The sequence below is a fragment of the Kitasatospora sp. NPDC059088 genome (assembly GCF_042738155.1).
Classification (GTDB): Bacteria; Actinomycetota; Actinomycetes; order Streptomycetales; family Streptomycetaceae; genus Kitasatospora.
The window spans coordinates 10993-28433 of record NZ_JBHYGR010000037.1 but is presented as its reverse complement, the minus strand read 5'-3'; the positions used below and the strand labels follow the sequence as shown (position 1 = coordinate 28433).

The 17441-nt window shown below is 70.0% G+C and carries 17 protein-coding genes; 7 read left to right on the top strand and 10 right to left on the bottom strand.

The window, feature by feature from the left end:
• The first annotated feature begins 169 nt into the window (after positions 1–169).
• The 4 genes from ACFWXO_RS18660 to ACFWXO_RS18645 all read left to right on the top strand — a co-directional run bounded on the left by ACFWXO_RS18660 (position 170) and on the right by ACFWXO_RS18645 (position 2095).
• Positions 170–733, top strand: coding sequence for a hypothetical protein (locus tag ACFWXO_RS18660; protein WP_380524936.1), 564 nt, complete (start codon positions 170–172; stop codon positions 731–733).
• Positions 730–1074: a hypothetical protein gene (locus ACFWXO_RS18655; RefSeq protein ID WP_380524935.1), complete on the top strand. Its 345-nt coding sequence runs from the start codon at positions 730–732 to the stop codon at positions 1072–1074. Before ACFWXO_RS18660 ends, ACFWXO_RS18655 begins: the two co-directional genes overlap by 4 nt.
• Positions 1075–1379: 305 nt before the next feature.
• Positions 1380–1571 (top strand): hypothetical protein, encoded by a 192-nt coding sequence (locus tag ACFWXO_RS18650; protein WP_380524934.1) that lies wholly within the window; start codon positions 1380–1382, stop codon positions 1569–1571.
• A complete protein-coding gene (locus ACFWXO_RS18645) occupies positions 1568–2095 on the top strand; it encodes a class I SAM-dependent DNA methyltransferase (protein ID WP_380524932.1) in 528 nt (175 codons plus the stop codon). Before ACFWXO_RS18650 ends, ACFWXO_RS18645 begins: the two co-directional genes overlap by 4 nt.
• Positions 2096–2594: 499 nt before the next feature.
• Here ACFWXO_RS18645 and ACFWXO_RS18640 read toward each other — a convergent pair whose 3' ends face one another.
• The 10 genes from ACFWXO_RS18640 to ACFWXO_RS18595 form a co-directional block, all read right to left on the bottom strand.
• Positions 2595–3290, bottom strand: a complete 696-nt coding sequence (locus tag ACFWXO_RS18640; RefSeq protein ID WP_380524931.1) for an HNH endonuclease — start codon at positions 3288–3290, stop codon at positions 2595–2597.
• Between the two features lie 44 nt (positions 3291–3334).
• The gene (locus ACFWXO_RS18635) at positions 3335–4696 is read right to left on the bottom strand and encodes an AAA family ATPase (RefSeq protein ID WP_380524930.1); all 1362 of its coding nucleotides are present in this window, start codon (positions 4694–4696) and stop codon (positions 3335–3337) included.
• 244 nt (positions 4697–4940) lie between these two features.
• A complete protein-coding gene (locus ACFWXO_RS18630) occupies positions 4941–5744 on the bottom strand; it encodes a hypothetical protein (RefSeq protein WP_380524929.1) in 804 nt (267 codons plus the stop codon).
• Between the two features lie 927 nt (positions 5745–6671).
• The gene (locus ACFWXO_RS18625) at positions 6672–7001 is read right to left on the bottom strand and encodes a deoxyxylulose-5-phosphate synthase (RefSeq protein ID WP_380524928.1); all 330 of its coding nucleotides are present in this window, start codon (positions 6999–7001) and stop codon (positions 6672–6674) included.
• Positions 7002–7010: 9 nt separating this feature from the next.
• A complete protein-coding gene (locus tag ACFWXO_RS18620) occupies positions 7011–7349 on the bottom strand; it encodes a hypothetical protein (RefSeq protein WP_380524927.1) in 339 nt (112 codons plus the stop codon).
• A 370-nt stretch (positions 7350–7719) separates the two neighbouring features.
• The gene (locus tag ACFWXO_RS18615) at positions 7720–9189 is read right to left on the bottom strand and encodes an SMI1/KNR4 family protein (protein WP_380524926.1); all 1470 of its coding nucleotides are present in this window, start codon (positions 9187–9189) and stop codon (positions 7720–7722) included.
• A 331-nt stretch (positions 9190–9520) separates the two neighbouring features.
• Positions 9521–9721, bottom strand: coding sequence for a hypothetical protein (locus tag ACFWXO_RS18610; RefSeq protein ID WP_380524925.1), 201 nt, complete (start codon positions 9719–9721; stop codon positions 9521–9523).
• Positions 9718–10632: a hypothetical protein gene (locus tag ACFWXO_RS18605; RefSeq protein ID WP_380524924.1), complete on the bottom strand. Its 915-nt coding sequence runs from the start codon at positions 10630–10632 to the stop codon at positions 9718–9720. The genes ACFWXO_RS18610 and ACFWXO_RS18605 overlap by 4 nt, the downstream gene beginning before the upstream one ends.
• Before the next feature lie 409 nt (positions 10633–11041).
• On the bottom strand, positions 11042–11194 hold the full coding sequence (locus ACFWXO_RS18600; RefSeq protein ID WP_380524970.1) for a hypothetical protein: 153 nt from the start codon (positions 11192–11194) through the stop codon (positions 11042–11044).
• A gap of 205 nt (positions 11195–11399) precedes the next feature.
• A complete protein-coding gene (locus ACFWXO_RS18595) occupies positions 11400–13283 on the bottom strand; it encodes a DNA/RNA helicase domain-containing protein (protein WP_380524923.1) in 1884 nt (627 codons plus the stop codon).
• A gap of 888 nt (positions 13284–14171) precedes the next feature.
• On the opposite strand from ACFWXO_RS18595, the gene ACFWXO_RS18590 reads away from it, so the two are divergent.
• From ACFWXO_RS18590 to ACFWXO_RS18580, 3 genes are read left to right on the top strand one after another with little or no spacing between them, the layout of a single operon-like run.
• Positions 14172–15275: a bifunctional DNA primase/polymerase gene (locus ACFWXO_RS18590; RefSeq protein ID WP_380524922.1), complete on the top strand. Its 1104-nt coding sequence runs from the start codon at positions 14172–14174 to the stop codon at positions 15273–15275.
• On the top strand, positions 15272–16897 hold the full coding sequence (locus ACFWXO_RS18585) for a phage/plasmid primase, P4 family (protein ID WP_380524921.1): 1626 nt from the start codon (positions 15272–15274) through the stop codon (positions 16895–16897). Before ACFWXO_RS18590 ends, ACFWXO_RS18585 begins: the two co-directional genes overlap by 4 nt.
• A complete protein-coding gene (locus ACFWXO_RS18580) occupies positions 16894–17298 on the top strand; it encodes a DUF6009 family protein (protein ID WP_380524920.1) in 405 nt (134 codons plus the stop codon). Before ACFWXO_RS18585 ends, ACFWXO_RS18580 begins: the two co-directional genes overlap by 4 nt.
• Positions 17299–17441: the final 143 nt, after the last annotated feature.

Here is a 17441-nt window from a genome sequence, read left to right as displayed (position 1 = left end):
ACTTGACGGGACGACAGAACTTCGAGATCATCGAGGCAGTCGGGCATTCCTATGCCTGGACCTTGAATCGTGAAGCCCTCAACCTCCCAGAGGTTGAGGGCTTTTTGTTTTCGCACTCAAACCCCCGGCCGCCCGGCCGGGGGTTTCCTGCACCTCGGAGAGGATTTCGATGAAGCGCCGCAGCCAGCACAGCGACCCCACCGCCGAGCGCGCCAGGGTCGGGAGCCTCATCGAGGCCCTGGAGGGCGCCCATGCGGACGCCCTGGTCATCGTGTTCGGCCTCTACCTGTTCGGGCTGTCCGCACGTCAGGTCGCCCAGCACTTCGAGATCCCCCTCAACCGGGTCTCAGAACTCTCCCGTACCGGCCTGTCGGGGCTGAGCACCGCAGCTCTCAGTTCCCTGCGGTCGGAGTTCCTGGACGGCTCGGTACCGCGCGACGCCCAGCTGCCCCGCGTCCTCAGGCTCCTCGGCTTCGACGAGATCGACGCATGGACCTGCAGGCACTGCCGGCTCCCGAACCTTCCCGTACGCGCAGCCAACCCGCAGAACCGGCTCAAGGGCGGTAGACCCCGCTTGTACTGCAGCAACGCCTGTCGTCAAGCCGCCTACCGTTCCAGGAACGGCAGCACCCCGCGCGGGGCCGTCCCTGTGCTGAACGGCCCCCCGACCGAGAACTTCTGGCGCTACCCCCAGCTCCTCCCATCAGCAGGTACGGAAAAGGACCGGTCATGACGCTTCAGCTCGCCACCACCGTGGCGCCCGGTGAGATCGAAGCGTTCATGGAACTGACCAAGGGCGGCGCGGTGCCGCTGACCGCCTGGATCGTCTCGGCCAAGGTCCTCCCCCAGCTGCCCCTGCTCAGCCAAGAGCTCAGGGCATGGCTGAAGGACCGGACGGACCGACAGCTACTGCGTCGAGCCAGCGCCGCCGCCGAGCAGGCCTCCGAACCGCAGCAGAGGTTCGCCAACCACATGCACCTGGCCGACCGGGTGTTGAGCCGGCCCAGGGCAGAGAGCGCCCCGGACGACCAGGGTGAAGGCGAACCCGTCGGTTCAGGCGAAGGAACACGATGACGGCCGACGCCAGCGGGGCCAGGGACGCTCACCACGCTCCGGGCCCGGACCGGACCGGCGCCATCCATCATCCGGCGCGGACAGGGCCTCCTCCGGTGGTCCGCCGCCGCGGTGGGCGAAAGGTGCCGATGACCTTGGCGACGACGCCGAGATAGCCGATCCGGCCGCGCCCTGTCTGGGGACTGCAGGCATCAGCACCACCGATCGATCGGACACGAGGTGACGGCGACAGGCCGCCTGCGCCAACACATGATGGCCGGAGCTGACTGCCCGGCGACGGCGGGCAGTCGCTACTGTCCCCGGCTATGACCGAGCCGACCTACCTCCACGCCACTCGGACGGCCTACGACACCGTTGCCGTCGACTACGCCGAACTCGTGCCGCCCACGTTCGAGGGCGACCTGTACGGCCGCACGATGATCAGCGCGTTCGCTGAGCTGACTCGGGCCGTCGACGCCGGGCCCGTCGCCGACCTCGGCTGCGGCCCGGCCACGTGACGGCACACCTGCACTCCCTCGGGCTGACCGCGTTCGGCATCGACCCATCGCCGGAGACGGTTGCGGTTGCCCGTCGCACGCACCCGGACCTGCGGTTCGCCGAAGGGTCGATGACCGCCCTGGATCTGGCGGACAGCACTCTCGGCGGCATCCTCGCCTGGTACTCGACCGTCCACACCCCGCCGGAGCTGTTGCCCGTGGTGTTCGCGGAGTTCCACCGCCTGCTGGCCCCGGGCGGCCACCTTCTGATGGCCTTCAAGGCAAGCGACAGGCACCGGCGGCTGGGGAACGCCTACGGGCACGAGATCTCCCTCGACGTCTACTCGGTGTCTCCCGACCGCATCTCCGATCTGCTGGGCCGGGCCGGGCTGGTGGTGTACGCCCGGCTGATCCGCGAGCCCAACAGGAGCGAGAGGCCCCGGCAAGATCGACAGACGTACCTGCCCGGCCCGGAAGCCGGAGCAGTCGGCTGGCGACCTGTCCACGGTGGCAGGTGGCGACGTTGCGTCAGGCAGACCCGCTAACCTGTCTCCTGACGCAACGTCACCTGGATTCGGCCGCCGGGCCGGACCCTTCTCTGAGGTTGCCGACTGGGGCCGCTGCCCCGCGACGCAGGACGGCGGCGCAGTGTGACTCATCGCAGGTTCCCTCTCGGACAGGTCCGGTGGGTGCACCGGTTCGAGCGCCCGCGATGCGCGGCCGCACCAGCCGGCCACAGCGACCGACGCACGGTCACCCCCGGAAGGCCGCTGCCGTCCGCGAACAGGGGCGGAGGGCTGCCGTCAGGTGGCAATGGCAGCACCACCCTGTTGCTGGAGCCGTCGCCCGGTCACCCCCGCACGGCCGCTGCGCTGGACGCTATACGGTTCGCCACCGGTCGCACGGGCCTGACCCCGCAAGGTGTCGGCGGGAGGCGGGAGGGATCCCGGCCCTCCTCGGGTCTGCGCTGAAATGCCCTGTCCGTCGCCGAGGGCGTGAGCTGACCGACGAATCGCGGTGGAGGTCGGGTCGCGTGGCCGCGGGCTACGTGATGAGCAAGGCCGATCGGAGCCTGGGGTCGCGGAGGTGGGTGAGGAGCTGCGGGTCGTCCTCGAAGAGGAACTCGGCTACGGGGTCGAGCGCCTGGTGCAGCATAGCCTGCACCACGTCGGCTATCGGCTGTTCGTCGACCACGGCGGCCCAGTGGGTGGCGGCGTCGTGGTCGCATTCGGCGGTGGCCCCGGCCCACTGGGCGACGCAGGCCTTCGTGACGTGGAAGGCGCTGATCCGGCCCTTGACCAGCAGGCCGCGGTTGAGGTCGAACAGGTCGATGGTGGCCCGGCCCTTGGGAGTGAGCGGGTGGTAGGTGCCAGCTGCCAGGACCAGGCGCAGATGGGGTGCGGGGTCCTCGGCCGTGGGGTCGATGAGGAGCGGCCTGCCGTCCTCGTCGAGTGGGAAGGCGACGCCCTTCAGGTGGCTGTTGCACAGCGAGCAGGCGAGGACGTGGTTGCTCCAGTCGAAGGCCCGCATCGGGTGGCGGTCGATCGGCTCGAAATGGTCGATGTCGGTGCCCTGGTTGTCCCCACAGTACATACAGCGCTCGCGCCCGGCCGCCATGTCCGTGAGGAGGCCCCGCAACGGCGTGTACACGTGGCGGCGTACCGTCGTGTGGCTCCAGAGCGTTCGGGCCCGGGCCTCCGGTTCCGGGGACAGCACGATCTCGCAGGTGCACTCCGCCATGCGGGAGCGTAGCGGGTCAGGCAGGGCGCTCCGGCGTATCCGGATCACGAGGCGCGCCCGGTCAGGGAGCGCAGGCGGGCGGCGACCTCGTCGACCCGGGCGGACGGCGAGCTGGTGAGGGTGCGCTTCAACTGGCGGTAACGTTCGCGGTCCTGGTCGTCGGCCTCGCCGGCCACGATCCTCAGCTCCAGGGCGACCAGCAGCGCCCGGGCCTCGTCCGCCCGTTGCGAGTACGGGGTGTCGAGGCCGAACAGCTCGGACAGTACGGCGTCGTCGCCGCTGCCGTACACGACCCGGTCGTAGAGGTCCGAACCGACGACCTCGGGGGCCTCGTCGACATCGGGACCGGGCAGACGGATGAGTCCGGCCGGGTCGGCGGCCTGGCAGATGTACGGGCTGTGGGTGGTAACGAGGAACTGCACCAGTGGGAAGTGCTCCTTGAGCCACCCTCCGATGCGCTTCTGCCAGGACACGTGGAGGTGCGCGTCTATCTCGTCGATGATCACGACCCCGGGGACGGTCACGACCGGGTGTCCGCTGTCGCGTTCGACGCGGAGGGCGCCGTAGGTGTCGTGGAGCTGCTTGAGGATGTCGACCACGAGAGCGGCGACGGTGCGGTAGCCGTCGCTCATCTCCCGCAGGGCGAAAGACCGGCCGTCGTGGGCGACCCACAGGCCGTCGGAGTCGACGTCCCCGATGGTGTAGTCGTCGGGTAGGAGGTCGTCGCCGAGGATCTCCAGGGCGGTGCGCTTCAACTCGGCGGCGCCGGGCCGGTTCTCAAGGGAGCGCAGATGCTGCTCGATGAGCCAGCTGACGCCTTCGGCGAGCGAGGCGTCCTCATGAAAAAGACTGGTCAGCCGAGCAACCGGGCCGGAGCCCGCCATCCTCCGCTGGACCTCTCCCGATCCGCCGACGAGGCGGCGGAACGGCCCGTAGCCCGCGCAGAACCAGCCCACCGGGTTGTCCGCCCACGGCCCGCGCTGAGCGGCCGTCGGCGCCTTCCTGTACTTCACCTGGCTCATGGCCGGCTGAGCGTGCCGGACGGCGGTCGTGGTGACGTCGTCCGGCACGGTCCACTCCAGGCCCGCCCAGAAGGCGCCGGCGGGGGGCCGCCCGGTGGTGAACCGGTCCTCGGACGGGTCGTGGGCGAGGCAGACCTCCGCGACCGCCAGCGGCCGCCCGTCGCTGATCCACGAGTCGAAGCCGGTCACCAGCCCGCGCGCGGCACTCGGGCCGCTCACCGCCAGGGCGACGGCACGCAGCAGGGTGGACTTGCCGGACCCGTTGCGCCCGGCCAGCACCGTCCACCCGGCGTAGGAGCCGTCGGGCCGGGTCAGGTCAAGGTCGACCTCACGGACGCCGCGGAAACCGCGCACGTTCCGCACCCGTACGTTCTTGAGGTACATGACCCGCGGTCCTCCAGCCCTCTGCTTTCACTGCGCGCCCCGCTCCGGGGCCGCTGCGACGACTCTATCCGCGGCGCGCTCCGCGCCGGAGAAGGCCTTCGGTGCGACAGGTCCTCCACGCACTCCCGGGGTCAACTTCTTCAGACCTCCACTCAAGGCGAATGCCTCCACCCCAAGGGGCCCCAACCTGTAGTTCGGCTACGCCGACGATCGGCTGGGCCGAGGGCGTCTGCATGCCTCTGCGTCAGAACGGTGGGCCTTCGGTGTCGGCGCCCGTCCCGTTGTTGGCCCACCACCAGTCGTGATCGGCCCAGCGGGCGTGCAGTTCGCGGGCCGCAATATCGCCCACTCCTTCCAAGGCTCCAGCGTCGTGACCCCAGGCCCTGAGTCCCTGCAGGGCACGGTCGCGTTTGTATCGGTCCGTGCTGGTGTCCAGCAGGCGGCGGGCGTGGTCGGCCAGGTCGTTCCGGTGGTCGGTGAGGGCGTGGTGCTCTACGAGGGGGATGGCGGCGACGAGGGCCGCGTCGCGTACTCTCGCGTCGTCGTCGGTGAGGAACGGCTGCACAGCGGAGTAGATCGCCGGACGCAGGTCCCGGAGAGCGCGCATGTCAGGGTATGCGTCGAGAAAGCCTTCACCGCAATGGCGTTCGCCCATAGCGACGCGCTCGTCGTCGGCGTCGTAGGCGGTGCAGCCAAGCCAGTCCAATAGCGTCTCGCGTATGGGGTGGCGCGGTCGGAGGTCGGTATCGGGGCCGTGTTCGCCTGCCGCGGTGGCCGGGTGGCTGAGGATGGCCGCGACGTAGAGGGCCACGGGCACGGTGGCTTCGTAGACGGTGTCCTGGTGGGTCACAGCATCGAGTGCGGCCTTGGCGGCGGACGCTCTGACGGACGGGTCGGGGTCGAGGAGGCGTGCCAGTGCGGCCGGCAGGGATTCGCCTGTCCCGAACGGGGTGGCGAGCGACGCCCAGTCCGTACTGACCAGGAGCTCCTGATAGTGAGGTGGCTCGGGGCGGGGAGTCTCTGTCATCCGGCTGCCGCTGTCGGTCACAGACCGAGGCTATAGCGTCGTCGCGCGATCGTTGTGCGGGGTGTCATACGTGAAGAGGACGCGCTTGCGTAGGAGCGAAGAGCCAGGAGGGACGGACGTCAAGCCGACAGCCCTGTGTCTGCCAAAGGGTCGCTTGAGAGCACCTCTCTCGTCAGGTGAACCATGCATTCCAGTGCGACCGCGGGGTCCGTCATCTCCAGCACAACGTGGTCGAGTCCCCACGGATGCGACATCACAACAGAGCTGCGGGTCCTCGACGCGGCGATCGCCGGGAACGGCTCAGCACGGAAGTCGCGGAAGTCGCCCGTGATCGACACATCAGCTCGTTCATACCCCGTCCATGGAGACAGCGTGCGCAGAGGCTCCGCCGCTGCCAGTTCGAGCAGGTCCCACAGGGCGGGATCGACCAGTCCGTCGGCGTATGCGGCGGACGTCGGCTGTCCGGAGTCGCTTGCCGTTCCCTGTCGGGCTCGCCGTCGACTCCCGGGATCGTCATGCACCGACCCCGAAGTGCAGCTCAAGCGCCACACGGCCGGTCGTCGGCTCCCACTCCTCTCGAACTCCGCGTACAGCCTCCCCAAGATGGCTGGCGAGCGGCGTTTCCTCACGAAGGGGAAGGACGTCGATTCGGCCCCAGTCGCCTATGTCGAAGCCCTCATGAGGGTGAGATGCCTCAACGACGAGGCACCAGTCCGTGCCGCTCGCGATATTGGTACACCCGCCCTGATCATTGACCAGCCAGCTCGACCGGGCTATCGGGAACTCGTCCATCGTGGGTGTGCCACGACACGATCATCCGGATGAGCCGACGTCCGACCAGAGACACAGGATCGAGGCCGGGTCCGTGCAGTGGACGGGGCTACTGGTCTCCATCCGGGGACCGTATCGCTGTTGCTCGCCCGGACTCGAATGCTTATGCGGGATGCTTTAGGGCAGCTCTCGGCGCACCAGTACGTGAGCGAATGGTTCCCCGGTAAGCCGGGCGTGTGCCATCCGTTCACGCACCTCGCTGAGGGCGCGTGGCCGGTAGCCGGGGCCACCGCAGCAGCCCTTGTGGAATCGGATCCCCGCGTGCAGCAACACGGAGAGCGTCCGCCAGCCAGCGGTGTCCCGTCGACGCGGGGCGGCAAAGGCGGAACCGACGTGGATCAGAGTCCCGGCACAGCGCGGGCAGCGGCGTTCGTGTGTACCGGGGTAGGGCTGCTTGTACGAGGCCCGGCAGGGCAGACAGACAAACGAGGTCTTTGTGTGGGCCATGAGGTCAGACTATGGCGTCGGCACCGGTCGAGCCGGCAGGATTTCTCCGGTCCGGCTTGCGGAGAGCCACGTCTCAGGACGCGAGCCCGTGGTCCGGATAGTCGAGCGGATCCGGCCGAGGATCTGCGACGACAGGTCGGCGAGCGGGCTGGCGGTGCGCGGGACGTCGTAGCGGACGTCCATCGCCACCCGGATCTCCGGAGTGTCCCGCCGCTTCCACGGCCCGGAGGTGATCAGCGTGGCTACTGTGCCGTGGAGTTGGATGGTGGTGGCGACGTGGTCGGCGCCGGGCTCCGGCCGAACCGCGTCCAGGATCGCAGTCCAGGAGGTGCGGTCGGTCTCCAGCACACGTCGCGTCCGTCCAGTCGGGGGCGTCGACGAAGGGGCATGTGTGACTCGTACTACCGGTCCTCCAGGGAGCGGACGGTCCGGCCGCCAGCGCGTCGAACTCGGCGTGGCCGGAGACAGCGGGCAGCGTTCGCATGGAGCGTCCCCCGGTTGTCGGTCGGGGATCCGTGCCGCGACCGGGCCCACGGGTGCCTGGAAGAAGATGGAGCACCCGGAGACGGCCCGGGGCGGTGTCCCGCAGAGTGTGGTGGGAGCGCGGGTTCGGGTCCTGTCACCCGCTCGGACGGCAGGCCGAAGGTCGGAGACCGTCGACCTGCTCGTCGTCCGGAAGAGCGCTCGCCCCTTGCGAAGGTGATCGCGGACCCGAGACTCAACTTCCGCTGGGCCCGCAGGTGTTGGAGAAGCGGAACGCGTCACCGCTGCTACGGCCGAGGCGAGCCGACCAGGCCAGTGCTTCGTCGAAACTGACATCGGCACCCGCCAGACGCGCGGCGGCGAGATCGGGCGGTGCGTTGCCTTCGTCCAGCAAGACGGACCACTGCTGTGCGGTAAGGACCAGGTAGCGCAGGCCGGGGAGATCGGCCAGGACGGCGAGGTCTTGGGTGGCGGCTCGGGAGAGGTCCAGGCAGCGCAGGTTCGGGACGGTGCGCAACGGTGCGAGGTCCGTCGGGGCCGTGGTGCCCAGGTTCAGGGCGGTGAGGTGGCGGTGGCCGACGAGGGGGGTCAGGTCGGTGCCGTCGAGGGTGACACGCAGGGCCTCGATGGGCAGGGCGCGGACCGGGGCCAGGTCGGTCGTGGCACCGTTGTAGTGGTGGAGCCGTCGCAGGTTCGGGGCGGCGGTGAGCGGGGTGAGGTCAACCGCGCCGGATAGGTCGTTGATATGGATTTTTTGGAGCGTCGGCGGGATCTCCGTCGGCATCTCGCTCACGACCTCGTTGTAGCCGGGGTCGCGGGCGGGCTCCAGGAAGCGGATGGAGCCGTCTATCACCTCGTAGGCGCCTTCTTCCAGCAGGTCCAGGTAGTGGCCGAGCAGTGAGGTCACCGAGTCCGCGACGTACTCCGGGCGGTGGTCGAAGTCACGGCCCATCCGGATGACTTGACCCGGTCGGCCCTTGCGGGCGGGGGCGGTGTCCACGGCCAGGAAGTTGCCGTCCTGGCCGGAGGCGAAGGGGAGCCAGCCCGGGTGCCCGCCACAGCGCCGGACGGTGTCGGCGGGGTCTGCGTCGAAGACGACCGCGTCCCACTCCAGGTCCCAGCCGAACCAGACCGGTTCACTCCACTCGGCCTGGCAATCGACGAGGTCTTCCAGTGACAGCCAGAGGTTGTTGCCGAACAGCCAGAGGTTCTCGTAGCCGTTGCCGTCGCCGTCGGCGATCAGGTACAGCGCCCGCAGGTCGGCGGGCAGCGGGGTACCGAGGCGGTGTTCGGCCTCGGCGAGCGCGGTGGCCGAGGCGGGAGGCGGCAGTTGCTCGGGCTGCCCCAGGATCGACGCGCGGTGCTCCATGTACGCATGGAACCGGGCCACCGCCAGGTCCGGGTCGCCGGCCGGGCCGGCCGTTCCCAGCTCTTGCCGGAAGCCCGGTTGGGGCAGCCGGTAGTCGTGGTCGAGCACGACCTGGAAGCCGGCGCCGGACCCGTGCGCGTTGGTGACCGCATCCGGGAATGCGACCAGGTCGAACTCTCCCGTCGGCCGCCACCGAACCTCCATGCCGGCATGATCCCAGCCCCGGCTGGCACGAATGGCCTCCGCCAGGCTCAACAGCTCGGGGTAGAAGTCGTAGCGGACGAACGGCTGCCAGGGCTCCCCGGCAACGGTGTATCCACCGGACCTCGAGCTCACACCCACACCCGCAACGCAGTTCAGCACCGCCTCGGTCCAGCCCTCCGGCGCCCGCCTGACGACCTCCGTGCCGATCCGCCGGACGATTTGCTCGGCCACCTCAATCACGTCCTGTGCCCCCTCTGTCGGTGTGGCGGTCATCATCGCAGCGGGTCGTGACAGGGCACTCCACCGGTGCTCCGTACCGGTACGGCGGGTATGCCCAGTCGACAGGGCATTGTTCGTCCGTGGTCACGGGCTGTCTCCCCGGATAGGCCTACAGCCTTCCCAAGGCCCTGTCCACTCATTGGCCAGCGACCACCGTGCCACCTGCCACTGCCCAGCTCCCTCGTCAGGAACCGAAGGCGAACGCGAGCGCCCCCAGGGCGACCAACATGCTTCCCCCGAAAGCCGAGCCGGCCCACAGCACTGCCTCGGTGGCCCGTGCCCCGAGCCGGGTACGGAGGATGAACACTGACAATCCGGCGATGATCGACAACAGGGCCGACACCAGCAGCCACACCAGCCGCGCCCCTGCGGTGGGGCCGGTCACTGGTGGCTCCTGGCCTGGGTGCGGTCGAACATGGCACGAAGGATGTCGATCAGAGGTTGGTCACCGTCCGGGACGGCGCTCGCCAGCCAGTCCCGCAGAGCCTCCGAGATCGCCACCGCGTAGGCCCATTCGGCATCGGTGAGACGGTACCGGGGTGTGTCGCCCACCTCACTCATCTCGATCTCCAGCGCGTTGAGGGTCGCGAGAGCGGCGTCCCTCACGTCTGGGCGCAACTCGTCGCCGCCGCCTCCGTGCCACCGTCTGTGGTCATACCGCTCATTCAGCATGGCCAGCAGGGCGAGCGCCCTCACCTCGTACGATTCGGGCCCGGCCAAGTCCTCTGCCCAGGTGGACAGGAGGGGGAAGGCGTGGTCCTCCGGGTACGGCATCCCCGCCCGCGGCTGCTGCTGGAAAAGCTGCTGGTACCGCCTGAGCACGTGTTCGTCCAGCACGTCGACGTGCACTGTCGCGAGCAGGTTGGCGAGCCGGCCCAATTGGTCCATCGAATCGACCATCGGGTTCAGGCAGCGCTGCACCCAGAGCTCGTCCTGCGGTCGTACGCAGGACCGCAGCATCACCGGAAGCCGTAGCAGGACGGAGGCGAGGCAGTTGCGTGCCGTTCCGACGATCCACTCCGGCATGACCTGAAGCTGGCGCTTCGTGAGTTGAATCCCGGCGACCCGCACCGGCTGTGCGGTCCGCAGGCACTCCTGGTCGGCCTTCAGGAGTCTCCGGATCGTCTTCAGTTCCGCCCCGCACTGCTCGAGTTCGACCGCGATCTCACCGACGAACAGCCCGATCGTGTCCATCGCGTCGGCCACACGGTACATGACCATGCGCGCCCACCCGTGGCCTGCCAACTGTGGAGCGGAGTACCGCAGAGCCTCGTTCAGATAGTCGGCGGTCTCCACGGCGCACTGGATCGCGGCCGACCGGAGCCTGGACGGCATAGCGTCCTTGTGGGTGTACCTGGGCATCGTGCGTTCCTCTGGCATGCGCCGTCCGTGCCCCGGTGCATGCTCGCGAGCACGACGAACCAAGGGTGATCGCGATGACTCAACTTCCGACCGTCTCGGGCGTTATGGGCACGGGACACAACGCGCGGTCTCGGCCGTCGCCGCGGCCGTGGTAGCACCATACGCCACTGCGGGAGGCCGCCGAAGGCGTTCGACTCCGGCGAATCGGAACCGCCGGTACGTGGTCTCGAACACGAGCTGGCCGGGCCGTCGCGGCCCCTCCCGATCACGTGCCGGCTATCCAGATGCATGGGCGGACGACGGGGGCTAAGGACATGACACAGGGGCAGATCTACGAATGCCCTCAGTGCCGGGCCTCAGCCCTGGCGCCCGCCGCGCGGAGCTCGCTGACCACGGTCTCGGCGAGGTCCGCCGGCACGTCCTTGAGCACGGTCGCCGGCAGTCGGCCGGTGAGGAGCTTGCCGTGCCAGAGGCTGAGTCCGGTCCGGCGTCTGATGACTTTCAGGACCTCGATGGCATTTGGGGCCCGGATCGTTCAGGACGATCCTTCTGGGCAGCTCGCCGCATTCGATCGTGATGTACAGGTCAGTCATCTCCGCGCCCTCCGCCCTCACTCCTGGCAGCGTAGGCATCTTCCGGGCCGCCGGTCCACGGAGTTACCCGTCCGACAGGCGCTGCAGTGCCCTGCTGCCCGGCCGGGGTCAGGAGGAGGGCAGCAGGGTGGCGAGGTAGGCCTGGGTCTCGGGGTCGGTGGAGTAGAGGCGGGTGCCGTGGGTAGCCCGGGTGGCGAGGACGCGGTAGGTGTTCAGCGCGTACCGCAGGTACTGCTGCGGCGGCAGTTCCCGGAGCCGCCTCATATCGTGGCTGGCCTCGGGGTGGGCCTGCCAGCGGCCGTCGCGGCGGACCAGGTCGGCGCCCAGGATGACGGCACCGAAGGCGTACTCGAGGCCCTGGGCGGTGTAGATGCAGCCGACCTGGTCGTGGCCGCCCTCGTCGGTCGCCCAGAAGGGGCGGGGCGGGACGTCGGGGAATCCGGGGACGGGCTGCTCGGCGCGCAGGTTCCAGGGGCGGGCCCAGGAGTGCTCGTCCGCGTCCGGGCCGTGCCACCGGATGGCGACCTCGGGTTCCAGCGGGGGGACGGCCTCGGCGTTCCAGGGCCAGCAGAAGCCGGCGGTGATCCGGGCGCTGTGTCCCTGCTCGGCGTGGCCGTCGACCCAGGCGGCGAGGGCGTGCGGGTCGGGTCGCACAGCGAGGTCGTAGCCGCCGCTGTTCCACGGGTCCGGGGTCTGGTCGTCTGAGAAGAGGGTGTCGACCCACTGGTGGTAGGCCTGGGAGCCGTTGCAGCGGAACTGGGTCTCCAGGTCGACGCGTCGCATCACGGCCCCGGACTCGCGGGCGTGGTGCTCGAGTTCGGCGACGGTGATGCCCTCGGTGGGGCGGACGATCTGGCGTTCGTCGAGGAACAGGACCAGGACGCCGACCCGGTCGAGGAGGTTGCGCAGGGAGGCGGGGAGGGCGGAGGTCCGCTGCCCGGGGTAGGTCTCGGCGCGGTGGGCCTCGTCGAGGAGGACGACGCTGCTCTTGTCCAGCCCGCCGGGCGGCTGCTGCCTGAACGTCGCTACGAGGCCGCGGGACCCGTCCTGCAGCAGTCGCTGGAGCTGTTTGGTGAGGGCTCCCGAGGTGGTGAGCAGGCGGGGGTTGCGCCCCTCCATGCGGCACAGCTCGCCCATGAGGCGGGCGGCGATGGCGGTCTTGCCGGTCCCGGGGCCTCCGGTGACCACGACCAGGCCGCCTGGGCCTTTCGCGCCGGCTTCCTTGACGGCGTCCAGGATCGCGAGGCGGGCACGGTCCTGCTCGCCCACGAGCGGGAACCGGTTGCGGCCCTCGATGTTGTCGGCCAGTCGCTGCAGGGCGCGTTGGGAGGGCTGGTGCTCGCCGGCGAGGAAGCGGTCGACCGCTTCCTTCGGCACCGGTGCCAGGTCCCGGCAGCGGAGGCGGTCCGCCAGTTCCTCGGCGGGGAGGCTGTCGGCGATGTCGTCATGGCCCAGCAGGGGGAATTCCGCGCTGGGGGATCCCGGGGAAACCATGGAACGCAGGTGCCCGAGAAGTTCGGCCCCGGCGTTGTGCAGGACCGCCGCTCCCCGTGCCCGGACTCCGGTTCCGCCGACGGCCCAGTCCCTGAGGTAGTGGACGTAGCCTCCGACCTGCCGGGCGGGGTGGGGCAGGGTGCGCTGTCCGACCTCCAGCATCCCGGATTCCCCCGGTGCGGGGACGGCCCAGGTCCACTGCTTCAGCTCGAGCGCCACGAGCGTCAGTTCCGCGTCCCGGTCCTGGCCGACGACGGCCACGTCGACGCGTTCGCCCGTCCCCGGCAGCGAGAGCTCCAGCAGGACGTCGAGGTGCTCCAGGCCTGCGCGCATCAGGGCGTCGAGGAGGACCGGCCAGCTCCGTCGCCAGCTGCCGACCTCGTCCGGCCCCGGGGCCATCCCACGTCGGCTGCGGAAACGTGCGACGCACTCGTCGATGAACTCCGGCAGGACGGTCTGCCTTGCCGTCTCGCCGATGGTCCCCCGGTGTACGTACATGATCGATGAATACCACCTGCTTCCGACGGCAGGGTTGCCGGGGTAGTCGGTGCGGGCGTCCCTGGCCGCCTGACGACGTCGGCTCCAGACACGACGGGATGTCCGTACCAGAGTCGCTTGGGTCGCTTCGGTAGCTGGCAAGGTTGCCCACGTGCCCACGGAGTGCCTTCGACCCGTGCCTCTCCCGTCGGAAGCGACTGAGTCCTACGAGCGACCCAGCGACTGAAGCGACCGAACTTCGAAACCGTGGGTACAAACGTTCACCTGGGGACGGGCCTTCGGGCGGTAGGGGCTCGGGCATCGGACGGACGGTCCCAGCTACCGAAGCGACCAGAGCGACCGAACCGGCAGTTTCAGCGCGCGTCTGACACGCGCGACACGCCGGGCTCCAGCCCGCTGGACGCTCGGTCGCTTTCAGTCGCTGAGCTTCAGTCGCTGGATAAAACCCCAGCTCAGAGGCTGTCCACCCACCCCGTCAGCGACTCAAGCGACTCAAGGTCGGGTATATGAAGACATTCCCGTGTGCGTGTGTGCGTTATAGACCCGGGCTTCAGTCGCTTCAGTCGCTGTTTGTGGGGAAAACCGGCTTCGACCTGCGGAAACATCTCCAGACCGAGAACAGCGACCGAAGCGACTCGGTCGCTGCCCCAGGGTTCGGTCGCTCAGTTTCCCCACAAGTCCCGGTGCTCCGGGACGGTATGTGCTCGCTCGGCTAGTCTGTGTGAGCTATCTTCTGGACTTCGGTCGCTTCAGTCGCTGATCCAGCACCCTCCAGTGCTTTGACCTGGGATTTTGCTGCCAGCGACCGAACGAGCGACTCGAATCCCGGCAGCTGCCCAGCTACCGAGGAAGCAGTAGCAGCTAGCGAACCAAGGGGAAGGGACCAGCGTGACGGCGCCGAAGGCCGTGGGGAGCGACCGAACGGAGCGTCAGCCGGACGCACTGGCCGTCGCACGCTGGTGCGCAGCCCAGGGTTGGCCGGTCCATCCACTGGCCCAAGGACGCAAGACGCCGCCGTCGAACTGCCAGGCCTGCCAGGACTCCCCCCACTCCCCCACCGAGTGCCGCTGCCCCGGCGTCGGTCGCTGGTGCCACGGCTTCCACGCCGCCACCACCGACCAGGACGTCATCGGTGCCTGGTGGCGGGTCAACCCGGGCTTCGGTACCGGAGTCGCCTGTGGCCCGGCCGGCCTGGTAGTCATCGATGTCGACAGCCACCCCGCCGAGGTCCCCGCCCGGGACAGGATCCTTCCCGGCATCCCGATCCACGACGGCGTCGACCTCGAAGGTCTGGAGAACGGCTACCACACGCTCGCCCTGCTCGCCGCTCTGCGCAAGGCCCCGGACCCGTCCCAAGACATCTCCACCCTGCGTGTACGCACCCCCTCCGGCGGCCTGCACATCTGGTACCGCGACGACGCCCGCCACCGCTTCACCTGCTCCACCGGCTCATCCCCCGGGCGGGCCCTGGCCTGGCAGGTCGACGTCCGCGCCCACGGCGGCTACATCGTCGCCCCCAGTACCGTCACCACCAGTGGCGCCTACACCCCCCTGCCCGGTGCCACCACCCCTGCCCCGCTCCCCCAGTGGCTGGCCGAGGAACTCATCCGTACCGGGCACCTCAAGGACCGCCCGAGCCAGCCGACCGTGTCCCAGCCCGTTGTCCCCGACCGGGCCCGCCAGGCCGTGGTCGCCGCCGGCGGCGGCAAGCGCGGCGCCGAGAAGGTCCTCGACACTGTCCTCCAGGACGTCACCGACTGCGCCACCACCCCCGAGGGCGCCGGCTTCACCGGCAAACTCAACCGCGCCGCCTACACCGTCGGCGGCCTCGTCTCCGCCGGACACCTCACCTATGCCGCCGCCGAGCGACTGCTCGCCGACGCCGCCCGCGCAGCCCGCCCCTCCCAGGACAGGCAGAGCTCCGCCGTCATCCGCTCAGGCCTCGCCGCCGGATCCCGGCAGCCCCTGCACATCGGGAAGGCGCGAGGATGAGCGACAGCACCCGCAAGAGGACGGTCTTCGACCCCGTGGCCGCTGCCCAGCAGATCCTGGAGTACCCGCCGGTCCCCGGGCCCTCGCAGGCCCCCTGGCACGGCACTGCGGTCCAGGAGAGCCTTCTCGACACACCAGCGCCCGCCGCGGAGCCACAGGCGCCCGTCCAGCCCTTCCCCAAGGCCCAGGTGGCCGAGCGGCCGGACCACGCCCCGGCGGGCCCTCAGGCGAGCCCGCACGGCCTCCTGCCCGACTCCCTCTCCGACCGCGGCAACGCCAAGCTCTTCGTCCACCTCTACGGACGCGACTACCGCCACGTCCCCGGCATCGGCTGGTACCGCTGGGCCACCCACCGCTGGCAGCTCGACGAGGACGACACCGTCCTGTGGGCCGCCGGCGAGATGGCCGAGAGCGTCGCCACCCACGACCCCCGCGGCGTCTACACCAACGCCGACCTGCGCCGCCACCGCCGCCGGGCCCTGTCCACCTCGGGCATGAACGCCATGCTCGCCCAGGCCAAGTCCGCCCCCGGCATGGTCCTCAACGCCTCCCTCCTGGACGCCGACGCCTACGCCCTGTGCACCCCCGGCGGCGTCGTCGACCTGCGCACCGGCGCCATCGCCCCGCCCGACCCCAAGGTCCACCACCACTCCCGCTCCACCACCCTGGCCCCCGCCCGGATGCCCACCCCCCGCTGGGACCGCTTCCTCACCGACACCTTCGGCGACGACAAGGAAGGCCGCCAGACCCGCGACTTCCTCCACCTGCTGCTCGGCTACTCGATCAGCGGCGACGTCGGCGCCCAGGTCATGCCCTTCCTCTACGGCCAGGGCAAGAACGGCAAGTCCGTCCTCCTGGACGTCATGATCCAGCTGCTCGGCGACTACGCCGACGCGGCCCCGCCCGGCTTCCTGATGGCCAAGACCTTCGACGGTCACCCCACCGACCTCGCCGAGCTCCACGGCCGGCGCATCATCGTCTGCTCCGAGCTCAAGCCCGGGGACCGCTTCGACGAGGCCAGGGTCAAGCTCCTCACCGGCGGTGACAAGATCAAGGCCCGCCGGATGCGCCAGGACTTCTTCTCCTTCGAGCCCACCCACAAGCTCTGGCTGCTCGGTAACCACCGCCCCGAGGTCGGCACCGGCGGCTTCGCCTTCTGGCGCCGCATGCGCCTCATCCCCTTCGAACGGGTCGTCCCCGAGGAACGCAAGATCGACAACCTCGCCCACGTCCTCGTCGCCGAGGAGGGCCCGGGTATCCTCTCCTGGCTCATCGACGGCGCCCGCCGCTACTTCGCCGGTGAGAAGGACCTGGCCGGCCCCCAGGCCGTCCAGACCGCGACCACCGCCTACGCGGAGACCGAGGACCACGTCGGCCGATTCCTCAAGGAGGCCTGCATCACCGGGGAGGGCATGCGTGCCGAACAGTCCCAGCTTTTCGGCGCCTACACCCGTTGGTGCGGCTTCGAGGGGGCCAATCCCGTATCCGGCCGCGCGTTCGCCGCACGAGTCCGCGAGACACTGGGTATGACCTCTCCCAAGGAGATGGTCCTGTCCAACAGCCGCAAGTACTACCCGGGCATCGGCCTGATCACCGACGACACAGAGGAGCAGAACGCGTGAGCGCGCTGATCGACCCGGCCGAGCTCGCCCACGAAACCGACCTCGTCTGGCTCGAGGACACCACCGGCCTCGACTACGTCCGCCAGTCGCTGGACCGCCTCACCACCCGGCGAGGCCGCCCGGCCTACCACCGCGACGGCCGCATGGTCGGTTACGCGATCCTGGGACCCGACGCCAAGTCCTCCAGGGCCTCCGGCACCTTCCGCCGCCGCGTCTTCTGGCTACTCCCCCACGACCGGGACCAGGACCCGGACGGCCTCTACACCACCGGCGCCCCCTCCGAGGCCGTGGACCCGCGCACCGTCGCCCCCGGGGTCAAGGGCTACAAGACCGAGCGCTCCGAGGGCGGGCCGGCCTCGCCGGCCATGCTCGAACTGGGGATAACGCTGCCGAAGGCCTGACCCGTCCGATCCCGACCGAAGGCGGTGGGGGGGGGCGCCCCCCCCCCGGGGCCCCCCCCCCCCCCCCCCCCCGGGGCGCGGTGGGGGGGCGGGGGGGGGCGGCGCCCGCCCCCCCCCCCCCCCCGCGGGGGGGGGGGCGCCCC